Origin of the sequence: Pseudomonas sp. MOIL14HWK12:I1 (assembly GCF_000510705.1) — a bacterium.
Classification (GTDB): domain Bacteria; phylum Pseudomonadota; class Gammaproteobacteria; order Pseudomonadales; family Pseudomonadaceae; genus Chryseomonas; species Chryseomonas oryzihabitans.
Window position 1 is genome coordinate 524477 of record NZ_AZNY01000003.1, and the last position, 26197, is coordinate 550673.

At 62.9% G+C, this 26197-nt stretch carries 24 protein-coding genes; 12 read left to right on the top strand and 12 right to left on the bottom strand.

What is annotated here, in order from left to right:
* Window positions 1-36: 36 nt before the first annotated feature.
* The gene (locus PSEK12I1_RS0102400) at window positions 37-990 is read left to right on the top strand and encodes a homoserine kinase (protein ID WP_027600582.1); all 954 of its coding nucleotides are present in this window, start codon (window positions 37-39) and stop codon (window positions 988-990) included.
* 32 nt (window positions 991-1022) lie between these two features.
* On the opposite strand, the gene PSEK12I1_RS0102405 is transcribed toward PSEK12I1_RS0102400, so the two are convergent.
* The 10 genes from PSEK12I1_RS0102405 to PSEK12I1_RS0102450 all read right to left on the bottom strand — a co-directional run bounded on the left by PSEK12I1_RS0102405 (window position 1023) and on the right by PSEK12I1_RS0102450 (window position 9712).
* Window positions 1023-1355, bottom strand: a complete 333-nt coding sequence (locus PSEK12I1_RS0102405) for a hypothetical protein (RefSeq protein WP_027600583.1) — start codon at window positions 1353-1355, stop codon at window positions 1023-1025.
* Window positions 1352-2272: a hypothetical protein gene (locus PSEK12I1_RS0102410; RefSeq protein WP_231501034.1), complete on the bottom strand. Its 921-nt coding sequence runs from the start codon at window positions 2270-2272 to the stop codon at window positions 1352-1354. Before PSEK12I1_RS0102410 ends, PSEK12I1_RS0102405 begins: the two co-directional genes overlap by 4 nt.
* 23 nt (window positions 2273-2295) lie before the next feature.
* A complete protein-coding gene (locus tag PSEK12I1_RS0102415) occupies window positions 2296-2742 on the bottom strand; it encodes a curli fiber surface-exposed nucleator CsgB (protein WP_027600585.1) in 447 nt (148 codons plus the stop codon).
* Window positions 2743-2850: 108 nt separating this feature from the next.
* Window positions 2851-3690 carry a CsgG/HfaB family protein gene (locus PSEK12I1_RS0102420; RefSeq protein WP_017641598.1) on the bottom strand — a complete coding sequence of 280 codons (840 nt, stop codon included), beginning with the start codon at window positions 3688-3690 and terminating at the stop codon, window positions 2851-2853.
* A gap of 15 nt (window positions 3691-3705) precedes the next feature.
* Window positions 3706-4113, bottom strand: coding sequence for a curli assembly protein CsgF (locus PSEK12I1_RS0102425; RefSeq protein WP_027600586.1), 408 nt, complete (start codon window positions 4111-4113; stop codon window positions 3706-3708).
* Complete coding sequence (gene csgE / locus PSEK12I1_RS0102430) at window positions 4110-4493, bottom strand: curli production assembly/transport protein CsgE (RefSeq protein ID WP_027597323.1); 384 nt, start codon at window positions 4491-4493, stop codon at window positions 4110-4112. The genes PSEK12I1_RS0102425 and csgE overlap by 4 nt, the downstream gene beginning before the upstream one ends.
* The gene (locus PSEK12I1_RS0102435; RefSeq protein WP_223855396.1) at window positions 4490-5110 is read right to left on the bottom strand and encodes a LuxR C-terminal-related transcriptional regulator; all 621 of its coding nucleotides are present in this window, start codon (window positions 5108-5110) and stop codon (window positions 4490-4492) included. Before PSEK12I1_RS0102435 ends, csgE begins: the two co-directional genes overlap by 4 nt.
* A 227-nt stretch (window positions 5111-5337) precedes the next feature.
* Window positions 5338-6348, bottom strand: coding sequence for an SIS domain-containing protein (locus tag PSEK12I1_RS0102440; protein WP_037006650.1), 1011 nt, complete (start codon window positions 6346-6348; stop codon window positions 5338-5340).
* A gap of 84 nt (window positions 6349-6432) precedes the next feature.
* The gene (locus PSEK12I1_RS0102445; RefSeq protein WP_027597326.1) at window positions 6433-7866 is read right to left on the bottom strand and encodes a sigma-54 dependent transcriptional regulator; all 1434 of its coding nucleotides are present in this window, start codon (window positions 7864-7866) and stop codon (window positions 6433-6435) included.
* A 31-nt stretch (window positions 7867-7897) separates the two neighbouring features.
* Entirely contained in the window at window positions 7898-9712 is a 1815-nt protein-coding gene (locus PSEK12I1_RS0102450; protein ID WP_027600588.1) for an ATP-binding protein, read from the bottom strand.
* Between the two features lie 198 nt (window positions 9713-9910).
* On the opposite strand from PSEK12I1_RS0102450, the gene PSEK12I1_RS0102455 reads away from it, so the two are divergent.
* From PSEK12I1_RS0102455 to PSEK12I1_RS0102470, 4 genes are all read left to right on the top strand, one after another.
* Window positions 9911-10111: a hypothetical protein gene (locus PSEK12I1_RS0102455; protein ID WP_027600589.1), complete on the top strand. Its 201-nt coding sequence runs from the start codon at window positions 9911-9913 to the stop codon at window positions 10109-10111.
* A 70-nt stretch (window positions 10112-10181) separates the two neighbouring features.
* Window positions 10182-10430 carry a hypothetical protein gene (locus tag PSEK12I1_RS0102460; RefSeq protein WP_027600590.1) on the top strand — a complete coding sequence of 83 codons (249 nt, stop codon included), beginning with the start codon at window positions 10182-10184 and terminating at the stop codon, window positions 10428-10430.
* A gap of 107 nt (window positions 10431-10537) precedes the next feature.
* Window positions 10538-11869, top strand: a complete 1332-nt coding sequence (locus tag PSEK12I1_RS0102465; protein WP_027600591.1) for a VOC family protein — start codon at window positions 10538-10540, stop codon at window positions 11867-11869.
* Between the two features lie 61 nt (window positions 11870-11930).
* Window positions 11931-12380 (top strand): Lrp/AsnC family transcriptional regulator, encoded by a 450-nt coding sequence (locus PSEK12I1_RS0102470; RefSeq protein WP_027600592.1) that lies wholly within the window; start codon window positions 11931-11933, stop codon window positions 12378-12380.
* Window positions 12381-12383: 3 nt separating this feature from the next.
* On the opposite strand, the gene PSEK12I1_RS0102475 is transcribed toward PSEK12I1_RS0102470, so the two are convergent.
* A complete protein-coding gene (locus tag PSEK12I1_RS0102475) occupies window positions 12384-13952 on the bottom strand; it encodes a cellulase family glycosylhydrolase (protein WP_027600593.1) in 1569 nt (522 codons plus the stop codon).
* Between the two features lie 558 nt (window positions 13953-14510).
* Here PSEK12I1_RS0102475 and PSEK12I1_RS0102480 point away from each other — a divergent pair.
* From PSEK12I1_RS0102480 to PSEK12I1_RS0102510, 7 genes are read left to right on the top strand one after another with little or no spacing between them, the layout of a single operon-like run.
* Window positions 14511-15305: an ABC transporter permease gene (locus PSEK12I1_RS0102480; protein WP_027600594.1), complete on the top strand. Its 795-nt coding sequence runs from the start codon at window positions 14511-14513 to the stop codon at window positions 15303-15305.
* Window positions 15302-16519 (top strand): ABC transporter ATP-binding protein, encoded by a 1218-nt coding sequence (locus PSEK12I1_RS0102485; protein ID WP_007159976.1) that lies wholly within the window; start codon window positions 15302-15304, stop codon window positions 16517-16519. The genes PSEK12I1_RS0102480 and PSEK12I1_RS0102485 overlap by 4 nt, the downstream gene beginning before the upstream one ends.
* Window positions 16516-17925 carry a bifunctional 2-polyprenyl-6-hydroxyphenol methylase/3-demethylubiquinol 3-O-methyltransferase UbiG gene (locus tag PSEK12I1_RS0102490; RefSeq protein ID WP_027600595.1) on the top strand — a complete coding sequence of 470 codons (1410 nt, stop codon included), beginning with the start codon at window positions 16516-16518 and terminating at the stop codon, window positions 17923-17925. The genes PSEK12I1_RS0102485 and PSEK12I1_RS0102490 overlap by 4 nt, the downstream gene beginning before the upstream one ends.
* The gene (locus tag PSEK12I1_RS0102495; RefSeq protein ID WP_027600596.1) at window positions 17925-21641 is read left to right on the top strand and encodes a glycosyltransferase; all 3717 of its coding nucleotides are present in this window, start codon (window positions 17925-17927) and stop codon (window positions 21639-21641) included. Before PSEK12I1_RS0102490 ends, PSEK12I1_RS0102495 begins: the two co-directional genes overlap by 1 nt.
* Window positions 21642-21698: 57 nt before the next feature.
* Complete coding sequence (gmd, locus tag PSEK12I1_RS0102500) at window positions 21699-22730, top strand: GDP-mannose 4,6-dehydratase (protein WP_007159973.1); 1032 nt, start codon at window positions 21699-21701, stop codon at window positions 22728-22730.
* 14 nt (window positions 22731-22744) lie between these two features.
* Window positions 22745-23641, top strand: a complete 897-nt coding sequence (locus PSEK12I1_RS0102505) for an NAD-dependent epimerase/dehydratase family protein (protein WP_027600597.1) — start codon at window positions 22745-22747, stop codon at window positions 23639-23641.
* A gap of 5 nt (window positions 23642-23646) precedes the next feature.
* Window positions 23647-24783, top strand: a complete 1137-nt coding sequence (locus PSEK12I1_RS0102510) for a glycosyltransferase family 1 protein (protein WP_027600598.1) — start codon at window positions 23647-23649, stop codon at window positions 24781-24783.
* Between the two features lie 4 nt (window positions 24784-24787).
* Here the strand turns inward: PSEK12I1_RS0102510 and PSEK12I1_RS0102515 are convergent, their stop codons facing one another.
* Window positions 24788-25897 (bottom strand): glycosyltransferase, encoded by a 1110-nt coding sequence (locus PSEK12I1_RS0102515; RefSeq protein ID WP_027600599.1) that lies wholly within the window; start codon window positions 25895-25897, stop codon window positions 24788-24790.
* Window positions 25898-26197: the final 300 nt, after the last annotated feature.

Genomic DNA, 26197 nt, shown 5'->3' on the forward strand with positions numbered 1-26197 from the left:
GCGCGCCGCTCGCACATTCCTCCGCCAGGCCCCGTCATGTCCGTTTTCACGCCCCTCGATCGTCCCACCCTCGAAGCCTTTCTCGCGCCCTATGGCCTGGGCCGGCTGCGGGATTTCCGGGGCATCGCCGAGGGCTCGGAAAACACCAACTACTTCATCAGCCTGGAAGGCGGCGAATTCGTCCTGACCCTGGTGGAGCGCGGTCCGGTGGCGGAGATGCCGTTCTTCATCGAACTGCTCGACGTCCTCCACGACGCCGACCTGCCGGTGCCCTATGCGGTGCGCACCCAGGATGGCCAGGCCCTGCGCGAACTGGCCGGCAAGCCGGCGCTGCTGCAACCGCGCCTGGCCGGTCGCCACGAGCGTGTGCCCAATCCCCATCACTGCAGCGAAGTCGGCCACCTGCTGGGCCATCTGCACCGGGCCACTGCGGGTGAAAAACGCATCGAACGCGCCAGTGATCGCGGCCTGGCCTGGATGCTGGCCGAAGGTGAGCGCCTGGCGCCGACCCTGGACGCGACCGCCCGGCCATTGCTGGAGCGCACCCTGGCGGAGATCCGCGAGTTGCTGAGCGAGCAGCCGCCGCTGCCCGAGGCCAATCTGCACGGCGACCTGTTCCGCGACAACGTGATGTTCGACGGCCCCCGGCTGTCGGGCGTCATCGACTTCTACAACGCCAGTTCCGGCTGGATGCTCTATGACCTCGCCATCACGGTGAACGACTGGTGCTCCACCGAGAGCGGCGCGCTGGACCTGCCACGCGCCCGGGCGCTGCTGGCAGCCTATGCCGCCGACCGCCACTTCACGCCGCGCGAAGCCGAATTGTGGCCGGTGCTGCTGCGGGTCGCCTGCGTACGCTTCTGGCTGTCACGCCTGATCGCCGCTCAGGCCTTTGCCGGTCAGGACGTGCTGATCCATGATCCGGCCGAATTCCAGCAGCGCCTGGCGGCGCGGCAGCAGACCCCGCTGGAATTGCCGCTGACCCTGTAGCCCGGGGTTCCACGTGAAACCTCTGTGCCGAGCTACAGCTGCAGGCGTCGCTCGATGGCGGGCTGCGCCTGGCCCTGCCGCTGCCAACTCAGCCTGGCCTCGATCAGGCTGCCTGGCGCCGCGCCCAGGCGCGTGATCACCGGGCAGCCGTCACCTCTGGCCTCGCCGGCCTGGCGCGTGCGGGCGACGCCCCCCGGGCCGTGCAATTCGACGATGAGTTCGTAGCGCAGGGGTGCGTCTTCGCCGGCGAAGCACAGCTCCACCTGAGCGCCCGCCGGTTGCGGCTGCAGCTCCAGGCGGGCGCTGGCCGCGGCGCCGCCCGCCAGGGGCAGGAGGGCCGCGATTAGCCAGGCGACGGGTTTCACCGCTGGTTGATGGTGGCGCTGTTGCCGAAGCCGCTCTGCGAGATCTGCGCGCTGTCGTTGAAGCCGTTGAAGTTGGCCGAGGTCTGCAGGATGCTCGCGCGGTTGCTGTCGCCGACCTGGCTGACGCTGGCCGTGCTGATGGCACTGGTGACGTCGAGACGCGCTTCGTTGCCGTTGCCGGTCTGGACGATGCTGGTCTGGTTGCTGTCGCCCTGGACCGTGACGCTGGCCAGGTTATCGTCGCCGGTGGAGCTGCCGCTGAAGCGATTGCCGCGACCGGCCTGGTTGACGTTCAGGGTGTTGCGATTGCCGTCCTGGGTAAAGCTCAGTTCGTTGAACTTGCCGGAGGAGAGCACCGTGGCGACGTTGGCCTGGCCGCGCTGGGTCAGCTCCACGGTGTCGACCGAGTAGCCCTGCTGGGTCAGGTCGATGCGGTTGTCGGTGCCGGTTTGACTGAGGGTGGCCGTCACGGCATCGCCGCTCTGGTCGACCCGCACCTGGTTGTTGTCGCCATTCTGCTCCAGGGTCAGCTGGGCGCTGGAGGCCGACTGGACCAGGGCGCCGCTGTTGCTGCCTACGGAGGTGATGCTGGCCTGGTTGCCGAAGCCGTCCTGGGCCAGGGTATGGACGTTGCTGCCGCCTTCCTGGCGCAGGTTCGCCACGTTGCCCTGGGCGTAGCCGTAGATATCGCCGCCCTGGGTGATGGTGGCGCTGCTGGCGCCGGTCTGGACCACGCTGATCGCATTGCCTTCGCCCTGCAGCTGATAGAGCGACGCGCTGTTGCCGGGACCGCTCTGGTCCAGGGTGATGGTGCCGCTGTTGCCATCCTGCTGGACGGTGGCGGTGCTGTTCTGGGCAAGGGCGTTGGCCGCCACGAGGGCCAGCGTCAGGGCGGCCAGGGGCCTGAGTAGAAACATCTGTCTGATCTCCATGAGTGCCATCAGCGGTACTGACGTACCACCGTGTTCTGGTTGCTTCCGTACTGGACGATGCGGCTGGACAGGCCCGAGCCGTGCTGTTCGATGCGGGCGTTGCCCTGGACGCCGAGTTGCAGGATGTCGGCCTGGTTGCCGCTGCCGACCTGCTCGATGCGCGCCACGTTGCCGTAGCCGCCCTGGAGGATGACCGCGCTCAGTTCAGTGCCATCCTGCAGGATGCGGGCTTCCTGGGCAGCGCCGCTTTGGGCGACCTGAGCGCGCAGCGCGGTGCCACGCTGGTCGATGAGCGCCTGGTTGCCTACGCCGAGCTGGCGGATGGCGGCTTCGCGCCCGGCTGCGGGCGCCTGCCCCAGGTCGCCGGTCTCCATGAGATCGGCGGCCGACGCCAGGGCGTCCAGGCCGAGTACCAGGGCAAGGACCACGATCAGGCCGCGGGTTGGGCTGCGCATCTCTGTCACCATCATTGCCTTGGATTCTCCGCCTGGCATTGTCCGGAGCCGCCTGGCCCATCGCTATCGCTCCAGGGAGCGAATCCCGCGGGGCTGGCGGCTTAATCCCTAGCGCCGGGTCGGCTCCAGGTATTTGGTCAGCGCCGGATCGCGTGGATCGCGACCGTCGGCCACCAGCCACAGCCGCCGCTCCACGCCCTGGGCGACCAGATGGGCGACCGCCGCCTCGATGGCCGAGAGCACGCACAGCTGCGCCGGCTCGTTGGTGGTGTAGCCGGACTCGGCTTCGAGCAGCTTCTTGAATTCGATGAACTTGAAGACCCCGGCCTGGCGGCCGATGGAATAGATGGTCTTGGAGGTCATGACATTGGCCAGCACCCGACCGCTGCGGGTGTCGATGGCGCGCAGATTGACCGTCACCTGATCCACCCGGTATTCCTCGGACAGGCCGATGCCCAGGTAGCGCGCCCCTTCGCCGCCGCTGCGCACGTTGGTGTCGTAGGCCACCACGCCGCCTTCGAGCAGCAGGTTGGCCGCCTGCAGCGACGGCAGCGCCTGCTGCAGATTTTCCGGCAGGTCCGGCTTGTTCTGGGTGGCGCGGATGATCTTGCGCTCGGTCAGCAGATTCTGCAGGCCCTCGCGTTCGAGCACCACGAACCAGCCGCTGGCCTGCAGGGCGTCCACCAGCATGCTGCCGGCGCCCTGGGTGACGGCGGTGGAAAAGGAACTGGCCGGATTGGGCTTGTATTGCCCGGTCTGGTCGCGGAAGCCGTAGACGGCGGCCACCAGCGGACCCTTGGGCGGCGGCAGCGCCAGCAGGTCGTAGTAGGTGGAGGCACGCGGCGTCAGGGTCGGCGCGGCGTTCTGTTCGGCGGGCATGGGATCGCGCACGCAGCCGGTCAGGACGAGGGCGGCGGTCAGGGCCGCCGCCAGGGAAAAGGCGTTCATGGCAGGCATCCGTGCTCAGGGTTGGTTGAAGCCGTTGACGGAGATTTCCGAAATCTCCCCGGTACCGCGATCGGTGATCTGCACGGTCAGGTTGCCGGAGTCGTCGACGATGTTGACGATGAACTGGTCGGTGGAGATGGTGCCCGAGTTGCCGTCCTTGATGTCGGTCAGCACCTGGGACAGCAGCCGCGATTCCAGCTGGCTGGTGAAGCGCTCGAGGGGCGACTGGCTGCTGGCGCTGCTGCGCAGGTCGGGATCCTTGTGGCGATCCTGGGCGGTGGCGTTGTTCAGCAGGTAGGTGCCGTTGAGCGGATTGCCGCCAAAGGACGGATTCACCGGCGTATAGACCAGTTCGGTCGCCATGGCCGGGGCGACGCCCAGGGTGCAGAGCAGGGGCAGGGCCTTCCAGGCGTGCGCGTTCATAACTCGTCCTTTTCCATGTCGAAGGTGTCCTGCAGCAGATTTTCCAGGCGGCGTCGGGTGATGCCCTCGTGGACCTGGTCCGCCGCGGCGTAGGCGGCATCCTTGAGTTCGCTGTTGTTGGGCGGAATGAACTGGCGATAGAGCAGCCGCTGTTCGTACTCGACCCAGACCAGGCTGCCCCAGCGCGCCGACGGCCGTTCGCGCACCACCAGGTTGAAATCCAGGTCGGTGGTGTCGGTGAGGCGGTCGGCGAAATGGCGATAGAAGTCGTGGCCGAAGCGGGAGATGGTGTTGTCCACCAGCAGTCCCTGGATCAGCTCGCCCTCGGCCCGCAGCGGTCCGGCCAGCAGCAGGCCGAACAGCAGCCAGACCGCCTTCATCCCGGCAGGTCCTGCCCGGCATGGAAGCGCAGCGCCGCCTCGGCGCGATTGGCCGCGCCGGTCTTGCGCAGCAGGTTGTGCATGTGGCTCTTGACCGTGTGGGTGCTCAGGCACAGCGTCTCGCCGATGGCGGCATTGGAGAGCCCGCGACCGACCAGCCGGAGGATCTCCCGCTCGCGGCGGGTCAGGCCGTCGGCGGCGATGCTCGGGCGCTCGCGGGAGCGGCGCAGCAGGTGGGCCAGGATGGCGCGGGGCAGCCAGTCCTCGCCGGCCAGCAGGGCGCCCAGTCCCTGCAGCAGCTGGTCGCGACTGGCCTGGGGGGCGAACACGCCCTGGATGGCGGGAAAGCGTTCGACCCAGGGCAGCGCCTGTTCGACGCTGGCATTGAGAAAGGCCACCGTGACCGCCGGCGTCAGGCCTTCCAGCCAGCGCTCCAGCGCCGGCTCGGGCACGCTGCCGAGATCGACCAGCACCAGGCCGGCGTCGCCGGCTGCGTCCAGCTCGCGGGCGCAACTCAGCTCGATGCCGTGGCGTTCTTCCAGAAAGGGTTTGAGCAGTTCTGCCAGGAGGACGTTTCCTGTCGTCAGGCAGACCTTGCTCGCAGGTATCGCGCGCATGTCCATATGGGCTGTCTCATCATCCGTTGCGCGAACGCTGAGACAAATCGCCGGGAGCGACAAGAAAAAATTGACCGATTTCCAGCGACTTAACGGCTCTGTGGACCGCTTGGCAGATTACCCGTCGACCAGCCGGCGGCAGCTAGCTCCAAAGACTTAGCTCTCCGGATTGAGGCGCGAAAACAGGCGCGCCGGATGCCGGAGCGCCTGGGCCGAGGATCGTCGCCTCAGCGGGTGAGGGTGACCTTGCGCAGGTGGCGCGGCTGGTCCGGGTCCTGGCCCCGGGCCTCGGCCAGCAAGGCGGCCATGCGATAGAAGCTCTGGATCGCCAGCAGGCCGTCCAGGTCCGGATGGCCGGCGACGGCGAGGGGCAGGTCACGCTCGGCCACCTCGTCCGGCGCGGCCAGCAGCACCCGGGCGCCACGTCCGCGCAGGTCCCGCGCCAGGTGCAGCAGACCGGCCTGCTCGGGCCCGCGCAGGGCGAAGATCAGCAGCGGATAGCCGCGCTCCACCAGCGCCAGGGGGCCGTGCTGCAATTCCGCGCCGCTGAAGGCTTCGCCCTGCAGCGCCGAGGTTTCCTTGAGCTTGAGCGCGGCCTCCTGGGCGATGGCGAATCCCGGTCCGCGGCCGACCACCATGCAGCGTTCGGCGTCGCGCAATACCGGCAGTGCCGGCGCCCAGCTCAGTTCGGCTGCGCGATCCAGCGCTTCGGGCAAGGCCGCGCCGGCAGCCAGCAGGGTCTCGTCCTGCTGCCAGTGGGCGATCAGCCGGGCCGCGGCGGCCAGGGTGGCGATAAAACTCTTGGTGGCGGCGACGCTCTGTTCGGGTCCGGCTTGCACGCCGATGGCGTGGCGGCAGGCCAGGGCCAAGGGCGAATCGATCTCGTTGACCAGGGCGGCGGTGCGGGCGCCGTAGCGATCCAGGGCGGACAGCGTCTCGATCAGATCGGGACTGCGCCCGGACTGGGAAAAGCCCAGGGCGAGCTGGCTTTCGACGCGCAGCGGCGCCTGGCGCAGGGTCACCAGCGAAGGCGGCAGCGACAGCACCGGCAGTCCCAGGTGGGCCATGGCCAGGTAGGCGAAATAGCTGGCGGCATGGTCCGAACTGCCGCGCGCCACGGTCAGCGCCAGCTGTGGCGGGTGGGCTCTGAGGTCGTCGGCTAGCGCCGCCAGGGCCTGGTCGATGGTCGCCAGTTGGCGAGCGACCGCCGCGCCGCTGGCGGCGGCTTCTGCGAGCATGAGCGAGGTCAAGAGGGTCTCCTTGCGCGAACGCCTAGGGTCGCACTCTGCCACTCCTGGCCAGGCGCGACCAGCCGACCTTGGTCAGTCCCCGTCGTCCGCCGCGCCACCGGTGAACTGCAGGTCGTGCTTGCGCAGCTTGTCGGACAGCGTCTTGCGCGGCAGGCCCAGGGCTTCGGCCAGGCTGCGCAGGGAGGCGTGGGGGCGGGCCAGTTCGCGCTGGATGAGTTCGCGCTCGAAGGCCTCGACCTGCTCGCCCAGCCCGGCCGCGAGGGCGGCTGCCGCGGGTGCCGCCGCCGTGGAAGCGGCCACGGGCGTCGCCGTCATGGGCGCCAGGGGCGCATAGGCGCTGTTGTCCAGCGCCAGCTCCAGCCCCAGGGCGAAACGCTCGGCGGCGTTCTGCAATTCGCGCACGTTGCCCGGCCAGCTGTGGGCGATCAGGGCGGCGCGCTGCTCGGCATCGGGCTCGCGCAGCGGGGTACCGTGGCGCTGGGCGGCGGCCAGGACGAAGTGACGGAACAGCGGCAGGATGTCTTCGCTGCGTTCGCGCAGGGCGGGGATGCGCAGGGTGGCGACATTGAGCCGGTAGTAGAGGTCGGCGCGGAAGCGGCCCTGGTCGGCGGCCTGGCGCAGGTCTTCCTTGGTGGCGGCGACCACCCGGATGTCCAGCGGGATCTGCTGGTTGGAGCCGAGGCGCTCGACCTTGCGCTCCTGCAGCAGGCGCAGCAGTTTGACCTGGACATCCAGGCTCATGCTCTCGATCTCGTCGAGAAAGAGGGTGCCGCCGCTGGCGTATTCGAATTTGCCGATACGGCGCTTCTGGGCCCCGGTGAAGGCGCCCTGTTCGTGGCCGAAGAGTTCGCTCTCCACCACGGATTCGGCGAGGGCGCCGGCGTTGATGGCGACGAAGGGGCCGTCGCGGCGATTCGACAGGTCGTGCAGGGCACGGGCCACCACCTCCTTGCCGGCGCCGGTTTCGCCATGGATCAGCACATCGGCCTGGGTCGCGGCGAGGGCGCCGATTTGGTCGCGCAGGCGGGCCATGCCCGGGGTCTGGCCGATCAGCCGGGTCTGGAGTTCATGGCGCTCGGCGAGGGCCAGGCGCAGGCTGCGGTTCTCCAGTACCAGGTGGCGGGCGCCCAGGGCGCGGCGCACGCTGTCGATCAGGGCGTCGTTGGCGAAGGGCTTTTCCAGGAAGTCATAGGCGCCGGCGCGCATGGCCTGGACCGCCAGGGGCACGTCGCCGTGGCCAGTGATCAACACCACCGGCAATTCGGCGTCGCGCTGGTGCAACTGGGCGAGCAACTCCAGGCCATCGATGCCGGGCATGCGGATGTCGCTCACCACCACGCCGGGCCAGTCGCGCACGGTGGCCATTTCCAGGTCGCGGGCATCGGCCAGGGTGGTCACCTTGAAGCCGGCCAGGTCCAGGGTCTGGCTCAAGGCCAGGCGCAGGTGGGCGTCATCGTCGATCAACAGGATCTGGCTGGCAGGGTCGAAGGGGGGCAGGGCGCTCATGGCAAGGAACCTAAGGTAAGGGGCTGCACGGTCAACCGCGGACTTCTTCCTGGGGTACCGACGCGACCCCGGGTTTGCCGTGCAGCAGATAGAGGCGCACCTCGGCGCCACCGTCGAGATGGTTGGACAGGTGCAGGTGGCCACCGAGGGTCCGCAACAGGTTATCGCAGATCGCCAGACCCAGGCCGAGCCCCTGGGCGGTGGCCTTGGTGGTGAAAAAGGGTTCATGGGCGCGGGCCAGGGCCTCGCCGGAGAAACCCGGACCGTTGTCCCTCAGGATCAGGGTCACGCCGCGCTCGTCGATGCTGGTGGTCAGCCACAGCCGGCGGGTGCTGGTCTTTTCCGCCAGGGCGTCGAGGGCATTGCTCAGCAGGTTGCTGATGATCTGCCGCAGGCGGGTCTCGCCGGCCTGCACCCACAGCGGCGCATCGGGCAGGTCGCGGATCAGCTCCACCTGCATGGCCCGGCGCCGCGCGGCGACTAGCGCCAGGGCGTCTTCCAGGGCGCCCTGCAGCACCACGCTCTCCGGCGCGCGGCGGGCGCCGCGGGCATAGGCCTTGAGGTGGGCGATGATGTTGGCCATGCGCGTGGTCAGCTCGCCGATCAGCTTGAGATTGCCGCGGGCATCGTCCAGGCGATCGTGGTCGAGCAGCACCACGGCGTTTTCCGTGTAGCTGCGGATGGCCGCCAGCGGCTGGTTGAGTTCGTGGCTGATGCTGGCGGACATGGTCCCCAGCGCCGACAGCTTGCCGGCCTGCACGGCTTCGTCCTGGGCGCGCATGAGTTCGCGCTGGGCCTGCTCGCGATCGTGCACCTCCTGCTGCAGCCGGGCGTTGAGCGTCTGCAGGTCGCGGGTGCGTTCCTCCACGTTCAGCTCCAGGTCGCGCTTGGCCCGGGCATCCAGCGCCAGGCGCTCGATGAAGTGGCGCCGTCTCAGGGTCATGACCACCAGCAGCAGGAGCAGCGCCAGCAGGGTGGCCGCGCCGACATAGAGGGCGCTGCGCACCTGGCGCTCGACCATCTCCCGCGGCGCCAGGATCTGCGCGTTCCAGCCCACTTCGTCGAGATTGCGGGTCTGGGTCAGCCAGTCGCCGGGCACCAGGGTCAGGGGCGCCGGATTGGTGGTGGGGTAAGGCCGGTTGGCGTTGACCTGCTCGCGCTGGCGCTCGTCCAGCGGATGGGTGGCGCGAAAGCGCCAGGCGTCATGGGAGGTGAGGATGACCACGCCCAGGTCATCGGTCACCAGCAACTGCTCGGGCGCGTTGCCCCAGAGCTTTTCCGCACTGTCCAGATCGACCTTGACCACCACCACGCCGATGGCGCGCGCGCCGTCACGCACGGCGGCGGCGAAATAGTAGCCGCGCTTGCTGGAGGTGGTGCCCAAGCCGAAGAAGCGCCCCGGCTGGCCCTGCATGGCCGCCTTGTAATAGGGCCGGAAGGAGAAGTCGCGACCGACGAAGCTGTCCGCCTGGCGATAGTTGGAGCTGGCCAGGCAGGTGCCGTCGTCCTGCATCAGGTAGATGACATCCGCCCCGGTGCGCTGGCGGATGTCTTCCAGCATCTGGCTGGCGGCGTCCTGGGCGCTGCCGTCACGCTGGCCTTCCAGGGCATGGCGCAGCACCGGCAGATCGCCCAGCAGATCCGGCAGCACCTCGTAGCGTCTCAGGGTGCCCAGCAGGTTGGCGACATAGAGGTCCAGCGTCTGGCCGTTCTGCTCGGCCAGTTGCGCCTCGTAATAGTGCTGGGCCGCATAGCGCAGCGGAATCAGCAGCAGCGTCAGGCCCAGGGCCAGCAGCAGCAGGCTGCTCCAGCGGGGGCGCTTGGGGAGATGAGGACTCTTGGGCATACGCGGCTACGGTAAGGGGGCGTCTCGGCATTATGCCCAAGCCGGGCCCCCGACGAAGGGGTTGCCAGACTGTTAACGCCTTGGCAGCCGATTGAAATATCTTGTTACCAATGGCCCTGGCTGTGGAAGGGGACACGGTTTTGCCGGGCGAAAGGCGGCTAACTGGGGCTGCAATCAGCCACCGAAGGAGTGACTTCCATGAAAAGCACCACCCTCTGCCTGACCCTCGCCGGCCTGCTGGCCACCTCCGCCGCCTTCGCCCAGACGGCGCCCGCCGATCCGGCAACGCCGCCTGCCGCGACGAGCAGCAGCCCGGCCAAGACCGGCAAGCAGACCACCACCCACCACAAGAAGGTGGCGCACAAGAAGGTCCATAAGGCCAGCCCCAGCGGCAGCTGATCCGCGGCGCGGCACCTCCCCGCGGGGGAGGTGCCTAAAGGTGAGTGCATCCGTCCAGAGGAGTCCTCCCATGCGTACCTCTTCCCTGCTCTGCGCCCTGATCCTGGGCCTCAGCCTGTCCGGCGCCGCCCTGGCCCAGACCAGCCCGACCAATCCCCCGGCCACCCCCGCGCGACCCGATCCCACCAGCACCCATGGCATGGAAAAGGCGCCCAGCACCGGCGTCGGTGCGGCAGACAACGGTTCCAGCAGCGGTTCGGGCAGCGATACCGGCACCGATCACGTGAAGAAGCCCAAGAGCCAGCACAAGGATCACTGAGGCATCCGCCCATTCCCTCGGGGAATGATCCAATGAGCAAAGATCGCTTGAGCAGCCCGTGCGGGCATGTCGAAATCGGCTTCTAGCCTGAGCCAGGAGCCGCTCCCATGACCGCCGCGTCGCTGCTTTCCCCGGATCTGATCCGCACCCGCTTTTCCCAGGCCATGTCGGCGATGTACCGCCAGGAGGTGCCCCAGTACGGCACCCTGCTGGAACTGGTCGCCGAGGTGAACGCCGGACAACCGGGCTTCGCCGGAGATTCCGCGGAGCGCCTGGATCTGGAGCGCCATGGCGCCATTCGCGTCGGCACCGCCGCCGAGCTGGCCACCCTGCGCCGTCTGTTCGCCGTGATGGGCATGCAGCCGGTCGGCTACTACGATCTGAGCGTGGCCGGGGTGCCGGTGCATTCCACCGCCTTCCGCCCGGTGGAGCCGGCCGCCCTGCAGGTCAATCCGTTTCGCGTCTTCACCTCGCTGCTGCGCTTGGAGCTGATCGAGGACGCCGAGTTGCGCCAGCTGGCCGAAGGGGTGCTGAACGCGCGGCGCATCTTCACCCCGGGCGCACTGGAGCTGATCGAGCGCGCCGAAGCCCAGGGCGGACTGACGGATGCCGAGGCCGCTGCCTTCGTCCAGGAAGCCCTGGAGACCTTTCGCTGGCACCGCGAGGCCAATGTCGACGCCAGTCTCTACCACCGCCTGCACGATGCCCACCGACTGATCGCCGACGTGGTCTGCTTCAAGGGGCCGCACATCAACCACCTGACCCCGCGCACTCTCGACATCGATGCCGTCCAGGCGCAGATGCCCGCCCGCGGCATCGCGCCCAAGGAAACCATCGAAGGCCCGCCCCGCCGCCAGTGCCCCATCCTGCTGCGCCAGACCAGCTTCAAGGCCCTGGAAGAGCCCATCCTGTTCCAGGGCGAGGTCCAGGGCTCGCACACGGCGCGCTTCGGCGAGATCGAACAGCGGGGCATCGCCCTCACGCCGGCCGGTCGCCAGCGTTACGACGAGCTGCTGCAAGAGGTCCGCCAGCGCAGCAAGGCGGCCGGCAGTGACTACGCAACGGTATTGGCCGAGGTGTTCCAGGCGCTGCCCGACAACTGGGACGAGCTGCGCCGTCAGGGTCTGGCCTGGTTCCGCTATCGCGCTGCGCCCGGTAGCCAGGCGGCTAGCGATAGCCGCGATCCCGAGGCCCTGATCGCCGCTGGCCAACTCCTGGCCGATCCCATTACCTATGAGGACTTCCTGCCGGTCAGCGCCGCGGGCATCTTCCAGTCCAACCTGGGTGCCGGCAGCCAGCAGGAATACCAGAGCGGCGGCAATCGCGCCGCCTTCGAAGCCGCCCTGGGTGCGCCGGTGCTCGACGAGATGGCGCTGTACGAACGTCAGCAGCAGGACTCCCTGGACGCCGCCCTGGCTGCCCTCGGCCGCCCCGCCTAGAATGGCGGCTCCCGCGTCGGCGGCCCCCGGCCCCGACGCCCNCCCCCGGCAGGCAGCCACGATGTTCACCAAACTCGATCCGACCGACTGGCAGCTCATCCACCTGCTGCAACAGAACGCCCGCGCCTCCAACGCAACCCTGGCCCGCCAGCTGGGCCTGGCGCGCACCACCGTGGTCACCCGCCTGGCGCGCCTGGAGCGCGACGGCATCATCCAGGGCTACGGCCTGCGCCTGGGCTCCGAACTGGAACAGGCCGCCGTGCGCGCCTACTGCGCCATCAGCGTCCTGCCGCGCAGCACCGCCGGCGTCATCCGCGCCCTGGAAAAGATGGTCGAGGTCGAGGAAGTCTCCTCGGTCAGCGGCCAGTTCGACTACCTGGCCTTCCTGCGCTGCACCACCCACGAAAAGCTCGACGAACTGCTCGACCGCATCGGCAACCTCGACGGGGTCAAGCAGACCCAGACGTCGATCATTTTGAATCGGAAGATCGATCGGCGGGGTGGACTTTGATGGTTATTGATGCAGCGATCTGTATTCCGCACTACTTTTCATCGCAGCGATAGCGTTATCCAGCGTAGCGTTCCCATCGGTGATCTGCTGTATCCAGTAGTTCAGTCCCGCCCCATCCGGCTCTCTGCCCAAGTAGGTCCGATAGGCCTGAACTACTCCGTCACGTGCTACGGTCATGGCTTCCTCGCTATGCAGGAGTGCTGATTTCACCTGTTCGCGCGTCATCGTTCCGGAGTTGAGCAGTCCAGCCCAGTAGGCCAGTCCGGCTTGATCGGCAATGCGACCCATGTAGCTGTTATAGAGCTGCCAGACATAACTGCGATTTTGGTATTCGCCACTATTGAAGAAAGAATTGATTACCGCTGCGAGCGACATGGTTCCGCTGTCTAGCAGCCCGGTCCAATAGCTCAAGCCTGCAGGTTCCGCCTCTCTTCCCAAGTAGTCGATATAAAGCTGCTTCACCGTGCCGGCGTAAGCACTGTTTGCGTTTGGTTTAGCAACCGCACCCTGGGTTATTTGGACAGGCCCGATGCCTGTGCAACTGGTGTCATCAAGGTATTTCCTAAGGGTTGGCCATTGCGGTCGTTCTACCCCGTTGATTGGTTCTACCGACAGGTTGTAGTTGGCCCATCCAGGACCTGCCGCCCAATAAGTGGCCGGCATACAATTTTGCTTCAGATAGGCCAGCATGTTGCCCATGATGACGTTCCAGCGACTATCCGAGTCCGGTACGCCAAACTCACCGATCATGCCACGCTTGCCATTCTTCTTTAGCCATTCGACGAATGGTTTGACCCGCTCCACGCCAAAATTATCGCCGTAGGCTGCGGCGCTTGTGTTGGCGTAGTTACCACCGCCGCCTACACCATCAAAGTACACGTGCGCCTGATAGATCAGGTTGTTTGCCGGGTCTTTGAGTCCCAGCAACGTATCGTTCCATTGCGGCCAACGGGTGGCCTCGGCCCAACCGTTGCCTTCGATCATGATGGGGCGAACCGAATCGATGGATCGAACGCCGTCGATACCGTACTGCGCTGCAGTTGCCCACTGAGCCACCGCATCATGCGGCTCGTTCATGATGTCGTAGGCATACAGCGACGACTGGGTGCCCCAGCGTTGAGCGATGCGAACGAGTACATCTTTGTAATGCATATAGGACACGTTGCCTGTGCCTATCACTACACCGCGATAGCGCATGTAGTTATGCAGGTCCAGGATGATCTTGATGTCGTACTTTTGCGCGTAGTTGAAGGTGCGATCGATCAGAGCCGCATAGGTAGCGTCCAGTGGGCCGCCTAGCACGGGTTGTAGCCGTTCCCAGAGAATGGGGAAGCGAATCAGCTTGACCCCTCGGCCGCTCCACTGACTGAAGTAGCTTTCTGTAGGAAAAATGTAGTGGGTGCCGTTCACCCCCGGCAGGACCTGCGAGGCAAACCCGGCTCCCGATAGGTTCAGTCCCAGCAGGCTGACCCGCTCCGCCCGTGCAGGGCCGGCCATGAAGGCTGACAGCATGGCTAAGATCAGGGCTGTACTGAGTCGGAAGATGTTCGAGCAGAAGAAAGAAGATGCCATGAGAGATCGCCCGGGTATCGTCTCGGCGGTACGCGGATTGCCGAGCCGGTTGGCAGTGGAGATAGCATTCCCCTGCGGAGCCGTACCGCGTGACCAGGCATCCCCGGGGAGCCTAGGCGTATCTGACGTTAGATCGAACTTCTTTAATCCGAGGCGATGAGCGGTTACTGCCAGCATGAGGAGGTGGCAAGGCGGACGACAGGAAACGCTGGGCTGGGACGATGTAGAAAAAAGCTACTTAAGCTGAAACCCTTCGCAAAACGCGATAGTCAGAGGTCGCTGGATTTTGAAACCGTGGTGTTTGGGCCCCTTGGCTCCAGCGCTGGGTTAACATACGGCGCGCCAAAGCTCCTACCGGGCTAGACCGTTTTCATGGCACTGCGCCACCTTCTCGAAGGTCCGCGGTGAATTCTCTGTACCAACGGACACCTGCCGCCGCGACCAGCACAGCAGACCTCTGGCTCAGAGAAGGTAGGGAGCAGCGGCTCACGAGAGTCCTGCCGACACGTTATGCCGTAGTGTGATCGGCGCTGCGCTCTGTAATTCGAAGGGAAGACCATGCTATCGATGTTGTTGAGCCTGTGGAGATACCGGGGATTCGTTCTCTCCTCCATTCGCAACGAGTTCTCGACACGCTTCGCCCGTAGTCGCCTAGGTGGGCTGTGGATGATCATTAATCCGCTGGCTCAGGTTGCCATCTATGCACTGATCCTTTCCAACGTCTTGGCGACCAAACTGCCTGGGCTGAACAACAGCTACGCCTATGCGCTTTACCTGATGGCCGGAATGTTGGGTTGGAGTCTTTTCTCAGAAGTCATCAACCGCTGCCTGACCCTGTTTGTCGATCAAGGCAACCTGCTGAAGAAGATGAGTTTTCCTCGGATCACCTTGCCTGTGATCGTGATGGGATCAAGCCTGCTCAACTACGTGCTGCTCTTCGGTGCTTTGCTGGTGGTGTTCGCCTTTTTCGGCAAATTTCCTGATCTGCTCATGTTATGGCTCATACCCCTGACCCTTGCCATCTTGGCGCTTGCTGTCGGAATCGGTCTGATTCTTGGCGTGCTCAACGTGTTCGTTCGTGATGTCGGCCAGGTCGTGCCCATCGTGCTCCAGGTGTGGTTCTGGTTCACCCCAATCGTCTATCCCGCCAACATCATTCCTGAGTATCTCAAGGGCTTCATGGGTAACAATCCCTTGTTTCCTATCATCACTGGTTATCATGACGTATTGGTTTACGCGCGCGCGCCCGATCTGCTGCAGATCTATCCCTCCTGCTTGATCGCTTGCGGCCTCCTCCTGCTTGGCCTACTCATGTTCCGCCGCGCGGCGCCGGAAATGGCGGATGTACTATGAGCTTGCTCAGTGTTTCCGGCCTCGGGAAATCCTATCGTTCCTATCGTTCTGAGTGGCTCCGCTTCGCGCGCTGGCTCTACCTTCCGGTCAAGCCCAGTGCTGAAAACTGGATCATTCGGCACATCAATTTCTCGATAGAGCCTGGTGAGGCTATTGGCATCGTTGGGCAGAATGGTGCTGGCAAATCCACGCTGCTCAAAATGATCACCGGTACGCTCCAACCTAGCGAGGGCACCGTGACGTGTCGCGGGCGAATTGCCGCCATCCTCGAACTGGGTATGGGCTTCAACCCTGAGCTGACCGGAAGGCAGAACGCCTATCATGCGGCCGGCCTGATGGGGTTCAGCAAAGAACAGATCGATTCAGTTATCGATTGGATTGATAGCTTTGCCGAGATTGGATCCTATTTCGATGCGCCCGTCCGTACCTATTCAAGCGGTATGCAGATGCGAGTGGCTTTTGCCGTGGCCACTGCCTTTCGGCCGGAAATCCTCATCATCGACGAGGCCTTGTCAGTCGGCGACGGCTATTTCCAGCACAAGAGTTTCGACCGCATCCGCGAGTTCCAGCAACAAGGCACCACACTGCTGATTGTCTCTCACGATCGTAGTGCGATTCAGGCTCTATGCAGCCGTGCCGTTTTGCTCGACAAAGGGACCATCATCAAAGATGGGAATCCTGAAGAAGTAATGGATTTCTATAACGCGCTGATTGCCGAAAAGGAAGGTACTAGCGTCACCGTGCAACACCTCGACAATGGCCGGGTACAGACGCGCTCTGGCAGTGGCGAGGCCAGCATCCTTGCAGTCGATGTCTTCAATTCCGCCGAGCAGCCGGCGGAATTCATCCGGGTAGGCGAAATCGCTTCATTGCGCATTAAGGTGGCGGTCTCGGTGGCACTCCCCGAGTTGGTGGTGGGCTACATGATCAAGGATCGTCTCGGGCAATCCGTCTATGGCACCAATACCCATCACCTGGGATGCAAACTCGAGGCGCTCGAAGCGGATACGGAGATCGAGTATCGCTTCAACTTTGCAATGAACCTTGGTGTTGGCTCCTATTCGGTTGCCGTTGCCCTCCATACGGCCGATACCCATCTGGCGCAAAACTACGAGTGGCGCGACTTGGCCGCGGTGTTCAACGTCGTGAACATGGACCGCGAGGAATTCGTCGGCCTGACCTGGATGCCACCTGAAGTGGAGCTCGTGCGATGAGCGGAAATTTTTACCGTGCTTTCGAAGATCGACATCGCGGCTCCCGCGCGCTGATCAAGCAACGCCTTCGCGTATATGAACCCTTCCTGCAGGCGCTTAAGGAAGCCGATGAAGCCTGTCCGGCACTCGATATCGGATGTGGTCGTGGCGAGTGGCTTGAACTGCTGATCGAGCAGGGCTTCCAGGCCCAGGGGGTCGACCTCGACGACGGTATGCTCCAGGCCTGTCGCGACAGAGGACTGCCAGCAGTTCAGGGCGATGCCTTGAGTGCATTGCAAGTGCTGCCGGCGGAGAGTCAGATCCTCATTTCTGGTTTTCACATCGTCGAGCACATACCCTTCTCGGTACTTCAAGAGCTGGTAAGTGAAGCGCTGCGCGTCCTCAAGCCTGGAGGGCTGCTGATTCTTGAGACGCCGAATGCGGAAAATTTGGTAGTGGGGACCAACAGCTTCTATCTCGACCCTACCCACGAGCGCCCGCTTCCTCATCAATTGCTCAAGTTTCTTGTCGAATACAGTGGCTTCGCTCGCCAGAAAATCCTGCGCTTGCAGGAAGCTCCTCAAGTGAGAGAGACGGACCAGCTGCAGTTGCTGGATGTCCTGGGTGGATCCAGCCCTGACTATGCAGTGGTGGCGCAGAAGCACGCTGACAATAACCGCTATGAGGTCCTGACGTCGGCTTTCGATAAGGATTTTGGGGTTTCCCTAGGGGAGTTGGCACAGCGCTACGAGCAGCAACTTCAACATCGCTTTTGGGAAAGCCGAACTGAGCTGCAGGCCGTACGTAGCGAGATCCACGTCCTTAGCCAGCAACTGCATGACGCCAGTCGCTGGTCGAGCATCTTCGCTGAGCCGGTGACCTTGCTCAGTCGTGAGCTCGAGGCCGTGCAGAGCGCACGGCGGCAAGCAGATGAACAGCGGCAACACGCCGAGGATGCCCGACAGCAAGCGCACCGCGAGCTGGAATCCCTACGACAAGAGCTACAGGCTGCTCATCAAAGTGCTCACTACTGGCACACTCAGGCCAATACGCTGCAAGGGCAGAATAGCGCTTTGCTAAGCAGCACGTCCTGGCGACTGACCGCACCTCTTCGAGCAATTGCGTCGCGCGCCGGGCAGGTGCGTCAAGGCGCTCGGCCTAGTCCCTTAGCTTTGGCACGACGGGTCCTCAAACTCGGTATCCGGCCGCTGCTCAAATATCCGTGGTTCGTACGGCGGTTGAATATTCTTGTTGCTCGTTATCCAGGCCTCGCTAAGCGGATGCGTGGTGATCGGCAGGCTGTTGTGGTAGAACGCGCCGCCACCGCGCCGCATCAGAGCATGCCGATTGATGCCGCAGAACTGTCAGCGCGCTCGAAGAAGCTCTACGCCGCTTTCGTTAAACAGGATATGGAGAATCGTCCCTGATGCGCATCGTTATCGATCTGCAGGGTGCGCAGGCTGAAAATCGCAAACGGGGAATAGGTCGCTACTCGTTGTCTCTGGCCAAGGCCATCGTGGCCCAACGTGGAGAAGCCGAGGTTCTTATCGTCCTGTCGGACGCCTTTCCAGACACCATCGAACCCCTGCGCGCCGAATTCGCTGGCCTGCTCCTACCGGAGCAGATCAAGGTCTGGAGTTGTCCGCCTCAAACGCGTCAGCTCGGTTCGGCGACTTCCTGGGATAGAGAAGCGGCCGAGCTGCTGCGAGAGGCTTTTATCGCCAATCTCAATCCCAGCGTTGTTTTGGTCTGCAGCTTGTTCGAAGGCCTGGTGGACGAGGCGGTAACCAGTATCGGTCGACTATCGCAAAAGATCCCTACGGCGGTGGTCCTCTACGATCTCATTCCAATCATCTATCGCGATCTCTACCTGAAAGAGTGGGTGGTGGACAGGTGGTATGAGAACAAGCTCGGACACCTGCGCCGGGCTGAACTGCTGCTGGCCATTTCTCAATCTTCTGGCAACGAAGCCCAAACTTATTTGGGGCTGCCTGCCGAGCGTATCGTGACGATCTCCACGGCCGCCGATAGCCACTTTCAGGAGAGGGTGATACCCGAGCAGGAACGCGCTGAGTTGCAGGCTCGAGTCGGGCTGACTGGTGACTTCGTGCTCTATACCGGCGGCATTGATCACCGCAAGAACATCGAAGGTCTGATCCGTGGCTATAGTCTGCTGTCACCAAAGTTGCGTCAGTCCCTGCAGCTCGCGATTGTCTGTTCTGTTCAACCCGCGGAGCGTGAGCGCCTTGAGGCATTAGTCCGTAGCCAGGGACTCAAGCCCCATGAGGTCGTCTTTACCGGCTTCGTTTCTGAAGACGACTTGTTGCGGCTCTATAACAGCTGCAAGGTCTTCGTTTTTCCGTCTTGGCACGAAGGTTTTGGGCTGCCCGCACTAGAGGCAATGAGCTGTGGTCGGGCGGTAATCGCTTCAAACAGTTCAAGCCTGCCAGAGGTCATCGGTAACGAGGCCGCTTTGTTCGATCCGCGTAGCGACGAAGCCCTCGCCGACAAGCTAGGACAGGTTCTGACTGATGATGTATTTCGGGCGCAATTGCAAACTCATGCTCGCCAGCAGTCGCGTCGCTTCTCCTGGCAGCATTGTGCCGAACAGACGCTAACTGCTTTGCGCGCACTGGTGGCGCAGGGCAAACCCAGCCGGCCCAAGACGCGCCCTCGACTAGCCTACGTTTCGCCCTTGCCGCCGCTTCGTAGCGGTATCAGCGACTATAGCGCCGAGCTGCTGCCTGAACTGTGTCGTTACTATGAAGTAGAGGTAATAGCCGCACAGGATGAAGTGACGTCCGCCTGCATCGCCGGTAATTGCGCCGTGCGCGATGTCTCCTGGTTTAGACGCAATGCAGACCGATACGATCGCGTCCTCTATCATTTTGGCAACTCTGTATTTCATGAGCACATGTTTGCGCTGCTGGAGGAAATACCGGGCACAGTGGTGCTTCATGATTTCTTTCTTTCCGGCATTCTTGCGCATCTGGAGTGCCATGGCTTGCAGCAAGGCGTCTGGGTAAATGCGCTTTATGAAAGCCATGGGTACGCCGCTGTCATCGAGCGTCTCCAGGCTGAAGATACGGCTGACGTCGTTTGGAAGTACCCCTGCAACTATCCTGTGATTGCTAACGCCGAAGGCGTAATCGTCCATTCACAGAGCTCGCAACGAATGGCCGATGCCTGGTACGGCAGCACCGTTGCGCAGGACTGGGCCTGCATTCCACTCCTGCGTGTGCCCGATCTGCAGCTGAAACAGGACCGGGCGCTGATCCGCAAGAAACTGGGGCTTAAAAGCAGCGACTTCGTAGTTTGCAGCTTTGGTTTGCTTGGCCCCAGCAAGATGAACGACCGCCTGCTGAGCGCCTGGCTGCAATCGGCCCTTGCCCAAGACGACAACAACGTTCTGATTTTTGTGGGTGAAAATGACCAGGGCATCTATGGTGAGAAGATCCAGCGTGAGATTGCCGCCAGTGGTCGCAAACGCCATATTCGCATTACCGGCTGGACCGACGCCGAAGCGTTTGGTGATTATCTAGCTATCGCTGACGTCGGTGTTCAGCTCCGCACTCGTTCACGAGGCGAGACGTCGGCTGCCGTGCTGGACTGCATGAAATATGGTCTGCCCACCATCGTGAATGCCAATGGCAGTATGGCGGACTTACCAGCGGGCAGTGTTCTGATGCTGGACGATCAGTTCGCCGACGTTGACCTGGTACGCGCCTTGGAGCAGCTGCACCGTGATGCCGGATTGCGGCACGAGCTCGGTAAGCATGCTCGCTCTACTATCCTTACCCAGCATGCACCGCGCCTATGTGCTGAGCAGTATCACAAGGCAATCGAGGCCTTTTACGACAAGGCGAGTATCGGTGCGCCGGCGTTGGTCCGCCGCATCATGGCCGCTGGGGCTGAGCAGGTAGAAGGCGCCAGCTATCGCCAGCTCGCCCGAGCACTGGATCTTTCCCTCCCGCCGCCCTGTCATCAGCGGCAGATCCTGGTGGATGTCTCAGAGTTGGTGCAGCGCGATGCCCGTAGCGGTATCCAGCGTGTCGTACGCAGCGTGCTCCGCGAATGGTTGGAAAAGCCAGTTGAAGGCTATCGCATCGAGCCCGTTTACGCGGTCGCCGGTACCGCAGGCTATCGCTATGCGCGGCGGTTCGCGCTGGAATTCCTCGGTGGTCAACCGGTCCTGCAAGACGAGCCCATAACCTTCCGGGCGGGTGACATCTTCTTTGCATTGGATCTGCAGCCTGCTGTGGTGGCTGAACAGGCCGACCAGCTCAGACAGATGAAATTGATGGGAGTCAGGACCTATTTCCTGATCTACGACCTCATTCCCGTTCTACACCCACAGTACTTTCCGGAAGGCGCTCAGCCATTGTTTGATCGCTGGTTCTCGACGGTCATACAGGGTGATGGTGCTGTCTGTATTTCGCAGGCGACGGCTGATGCAGTTCGAATGCTTGTGCAGCAGCGTCGTCCAAACACAGCCTTCGCGCTTCGGGTATCGCATATCGGCGCCGACATCGAGGCCTCTTTACCCACCATCGGTCTACCGGATGAGGCTAATGCTGTGCTGAACCGGCTGACGGATAGTCCCAGCTTCCTGATGGTTGGTACCATTGAGCCGCGTAAAGGTCACCGGCACGTACTAGATGCCTTCGAGCAGCTCTGGCAGCAAGGTGAGAAGGTCAACCTGGTTATCGTCGGCAAGCAGGGATGGTTGGTGGAAGATGTCGTAGCACGGCTGACAGACCATCCTCAAGCCAATCAGCGTCTGTTCTGGCTACAAGGGATCAGCGACGAGTATCTGGAGCGCCTCTATGGCGTCAGTGTGTGTCTGATCGCCGCCTCTTACGAGGAAGGCTTTGGTCTGCCTCTGATTGAGGCCGCGCAGAAGGGTCTTCCAGTGCTTGCCCGCGATATCCCGGTTTTTCGCGAGGTCGCCAAGGACAGTGCCTACTATTTTGCTGTCGCAGACGGCCCCGGTTTGGCTGCTGACATTCAGGCTTGGCTTGCGCTTTATCGTGCAGGCACGCATCCGGACTCCCGCACCATGCCCTGGCTGACCTGGGCTGAAAGCGCGCGTACTACCCAAGAACTCATCATCGACATGTCTACGGAAAGCCGTGCGACATAATCACGGTCCGGCGGCTGGCAGTGCAGCCCAAGGGTCCAACGGAGAACGAAGAACCTCATGAAAGCTATCATCACCGGAATCACGGGCCAGGACGGCGCCTACCTGGCCCAACTGCTGCTGGAGAAAGGCTATACCGTCTACGGTACCTATCGCCGTACCAGTTCGGTCAACTTCTGGCGCATCGAAGAAGTGGGTGTCGCCGGCCATCCCAATCTGCACCTGGTCGAGTACGACCTGACCGATCTGTCCGCCAGCATCCGTCTGCTGCAGACCACCGAGGCGACCGAGGTGTACAACCTCGCTGCCCAGAGCTTCGTGGGCGTTTCCTTCGACCAGCCGGTAACCACTGCTGAAATCACTGGCGTCGGTCCGGTGAACCTGCTCGAAGCCATCCGCATCGTCAATCCGAAGATCCGCTTCTATCAGGCATCCACTTCGGAGATGTTCGGTAAGGTCCAGGCGATTCCGCAGATCGAGAGCACGCCTTTCTATCCGCGCAGCCCCTACGGCGTGGCCAAGCTCTATGCCCACTGGATGACCATCAACTACCGCGAGTCCTACGGCATCTTCGGCACCAGCGGCATTCTCTTCAACCACGAATCCCCGCTGCGCGGCCGCGAGTTCGTGACCCGCAAGATCACCGACAGCATCGCCAAGATCAAGCTGGGCAAGCTGGACGTACTGGAGCTGGGCAACCTCGACGCCAAGCGCGACTGGGGCTTCGCCAAGGAATACGTCGAGGGCATGTGGCGCATGCTGCAGGCCGACAAGCCGGACACCTATGTACTGGCCACCAACCGCACCGAGACCGTGCGTGACTTCGTCAGCCTGGCGGCCAAGGCCGTGGATATCCAGCTGGAATGGAAGGGCGAAGGCGACAAGGAAGAAGGTTATTGCACCCGTAGCGGCAAGAAGGTCGTGGCCGTGAATCCGAAATTCCACCGTCCCGCTGAAGTGGATCTGCTGATCGGCAATCCTGAGAAAGCCAAGCGCGAGCTGGGTTGGGAGCCCAAGACCACCCTGGAGCAGCTCTGCCAGATGATGGTCGAGGCTGACCTGCGTCGCAACGAACAAGGCTTTTCGTTCTAACTAAGGGGATAGGCATGCCAACCGCTCTGGTCACAGGCGCATCGGGTTTTACGGGACGCTATCTGATCCAGGCGCTCAAGGCGCGGGGATTCAAGGTAGTCGGATTCGGTAGTGGTACTACCGATGCGGATGTCACCCTGGCATGCGATCTCACCGACAAGGCAGCGGTCATCGCTGCCGTAGGTCAGGTGCAACCGGACTGGGTCGTCCATCTGGCGGCACTGGCCTTTGTCGGGCATGCCGATCAGGAAGCCTTTTACCGGGTGAACCTGTTCGGCACCTTGAATTTGCTCGAGGCGCTGGGCGCCCTGGAGCGTCAACCTCAGCGGGTGCTGATTGCCAGTAGCGCCAACATCTATGGGACTCCGGGCATCGAAGTGATCGATGAGTCGGTCTGTCCGGCGCCGGTCAATCACTACGCCTGCAGCAAACTGGCCATGGAGCATATGGTCGCTACCTGGTACGACCGTCTGCCCATCGTCGTCACTCGGCCCTTCAACTACACCGGGCCAGGCCAGGACGAGCGCTTTCTCATCCCCAAGATCGTGGGCCATTTTGCCCGCGGCGAACGCGTGATCGAGTTGGGTAATCTGGACGTGAGTCGGGACTTCTCCGATGTTCGTGACCTTGCGCAGGCTTACCTGGGGCTGCTGGACAGCGACCATCGCTCCAGTCCCGTCAATGTCTGCTCGGGTAGGGCAACGGCGCTACGCACCATCATCGAGATGATGGAGCGTATTGCCGGTTACTCGATAGAGGTCCGGGTCAATCCGGCTTTCGTTCGGGCTAACGAGATTCCGACGCTCCGTGGCAGCGATGTACGCCTGCGCGAGATCGTAGGAGATAGAGCGCTGATTTCGCTGGAGCAGACCCTCGAGGATCTGTACGTATCCTTGGGGGGTAGTCGTTGACGACGTTGAAGGTTGGGCTGGGGACGACGGTATGGTCTTCCGGGACGACCAAGGGACATCTCGATGGGATCGGTATCTATACTCAGTCGCTGTCCCAAGCACTCGAGGCGTGCCCGGACGTTCAGGTCAGGCCCTACACCTTCGGCGTGGATACGCCGACCCTGAGTTGTGGTGTAGCTGCGAGTCTGACGCCGCACTTTCCCAAGTTCGTCCTGAAGAACGCGCTGCTTGGCGCTGATCACAGGGTTGACCAGCGACTAGCGAACGAAGTCGATATCTTCCACGCGCCTGATCATCACATTCCGCGGCTCAAGAACGTGGCGATGGTGGCCAGCGTGATGGACCTGATTCCGCAGATTCATCCCGAGTGGGTCACGCTCAAGCTGCGCAGATTGAAGAACTGGCTGTTCAACCAGAGCGTGGGCTGGGCCGATCAGGTCATCACCATCTCGGAGTACAGCAAGAGAGACATCGTCAGACTGCTGGGCATTGCGGAAGAGCGGGTCCATGTCACGCCACTCGGCGTGGAGGGGCACTACTTCAGCCGGCAATCCGACGCCGCGCGTCAGGAGGCACTGCATAAGCATGGCCTGGAGCCAGGCTTCTTCCTCTTTGTCGGCACCCTGCAGCCGCGCAAGAACCTTGTGGCTGTCCTTGCGGCTCATGCCCAGCTACCCGAGGCGCTGCGCAAGCGGCATCCCTTGGTCGTCGTCGGGCGCAATGGCTGGCGTGCCGAGACCCTGGTCGAGGAACTGCGTGCTCTGGAGGCCAGGGGCGAAGGCAAATGGCTGGAATATCTGCCGCAGGATGAGGTCATTGCCTTGCTGCAGAGTGCGGCGGCCCTGGTATTCATGTCGTTGTTCGAGGGCTTCGGGCTACCGGCTATCGAAGCTTTCGCCGCGCGATGCCCCGTAATCTGTTCCAACACCACCTCCCTGCCAGAAGTGGTCGGCGAGGCAGCGCTGCAGGCCGATCCACGGGACTTCAAGGCCATAACCCAGGCTATGCTGGAAGTTCTCGATGATCCTTTAGCTGTGAGCCAACGAGTGGAAGAGGGCGAGCGCCGCGCTCGCGACTACACCTGGGGCGCCTGCGCTGCTCGGACGCTAGAGGTGTATCGCCTCGCCCTGCAAGGTCGCTAGGCTGTCACTTGGCCAGGGCTTCGCGATAGACCTCGATAAGCTTGCTGGCCATGATCTCGCTGCGAAAATGCGTCTCGAAGCGTGCCCGTGCGGCTTGTCCGTAGCGGGTCCGTAGCTCGGCATCCTCCCACAGTGTCATCAGCCCCTCGCGCAAAGCCGCAGGCTCCGGTGGCACACCGATCCCTGTCTGCCCGTTGAGGTTGATCTCACTCATGCCCGAGCCGATCTCGCAACTGAGCAGGGGTTTGCCGTACATGGCTGCTTCCAGCAGCGCCATGCCAAAGGCTTCGGAGCGCAGGTGCGAAGGAAACACGAAGCTCTCGCAACCCGCATAGAGCGCCGCCAGGTCTTCTTCGCTCTGGCGTCCCAGGAAATGGCAATTTCTGAGGCCCAGCCGCTCGCATTGCGCCCGCAGCGCTTCACCTTCCGGCCCGGCACCCACGATCGCCAGGGGGTAATCCAGCCCCTGAAGCGCTTCGAGCAACAGATGCAGACCTTTGTAATAGCGCAACACCCCTACGAACAGCAGATAGCGCGGCCCGAGGCGCTGGCGCCAGCTCGCAAGGCGCTGCGGATCTGCCTCCGGATAGCTGGCAGGGTCGAGGCCATAGGGGATCACCCGGACCTTCGTACCTAGACGCTGCAGGGTAGGGCTGGATTGGCGATAGGGTTCGGTGGCCGCTATGACGCAGGTCGCGTTGCTAAGGAAGCGTTGCATCAGGGGCGCATACAGCTTGAGCAGATGGCGTTGCTTGACGATGTCCGAGTGATAGCTCACCACATAGGGTTTGCCGGGTCGCGTCAACAGCTGCAATACGTCCATGAACGGCCAGGGAAAATGAAAATGCACCAGGTCGGCGGCGCGGGCCTCCTCGGCGAAGGCTCGAAAAGCGGTCAAGGAAAGACCCGTCGAGGCCAAGTCGACATCCTGTTTGACGCGGCGGACAGGAATGCCATCCACCTCCAGACGTTCCGGGACAGGCTGCTTGCTGAGCGTCAGGATTCGGTGATCGATTCCGAAGCCTCTTGTAGCCAGGCACATCTGCCGAATGACGTGTTCGATTCCACCGTGGGTGTCAGGCAGATAGGTCTTGAAGACATGCAGAATGCGCACGATCGATCTGAACTCAAAAGAAACGCACCCTAGCACAGGTGTCTAGTATGCAGTTTCGCGTTCTGATGCTAGGGATTCCAGACTTGTGGGCCGGCGCACCCTTTTTTATGGCTTTTTGCTATCAAAGCCATTGAACTTTTCTACCGAACGGTAGTGCTCGCCTGCGATTTGACGTTGAGATTTAATGAAATTCTTCTATCCTGACCTCGTCAAGAAGCTGGCGCCGTCACATAAGAAGTGTGATAGGGTTAGCACTTGACCAAGGCTCGGATGCATCTATCCGGGACTGTTAAGGAAATC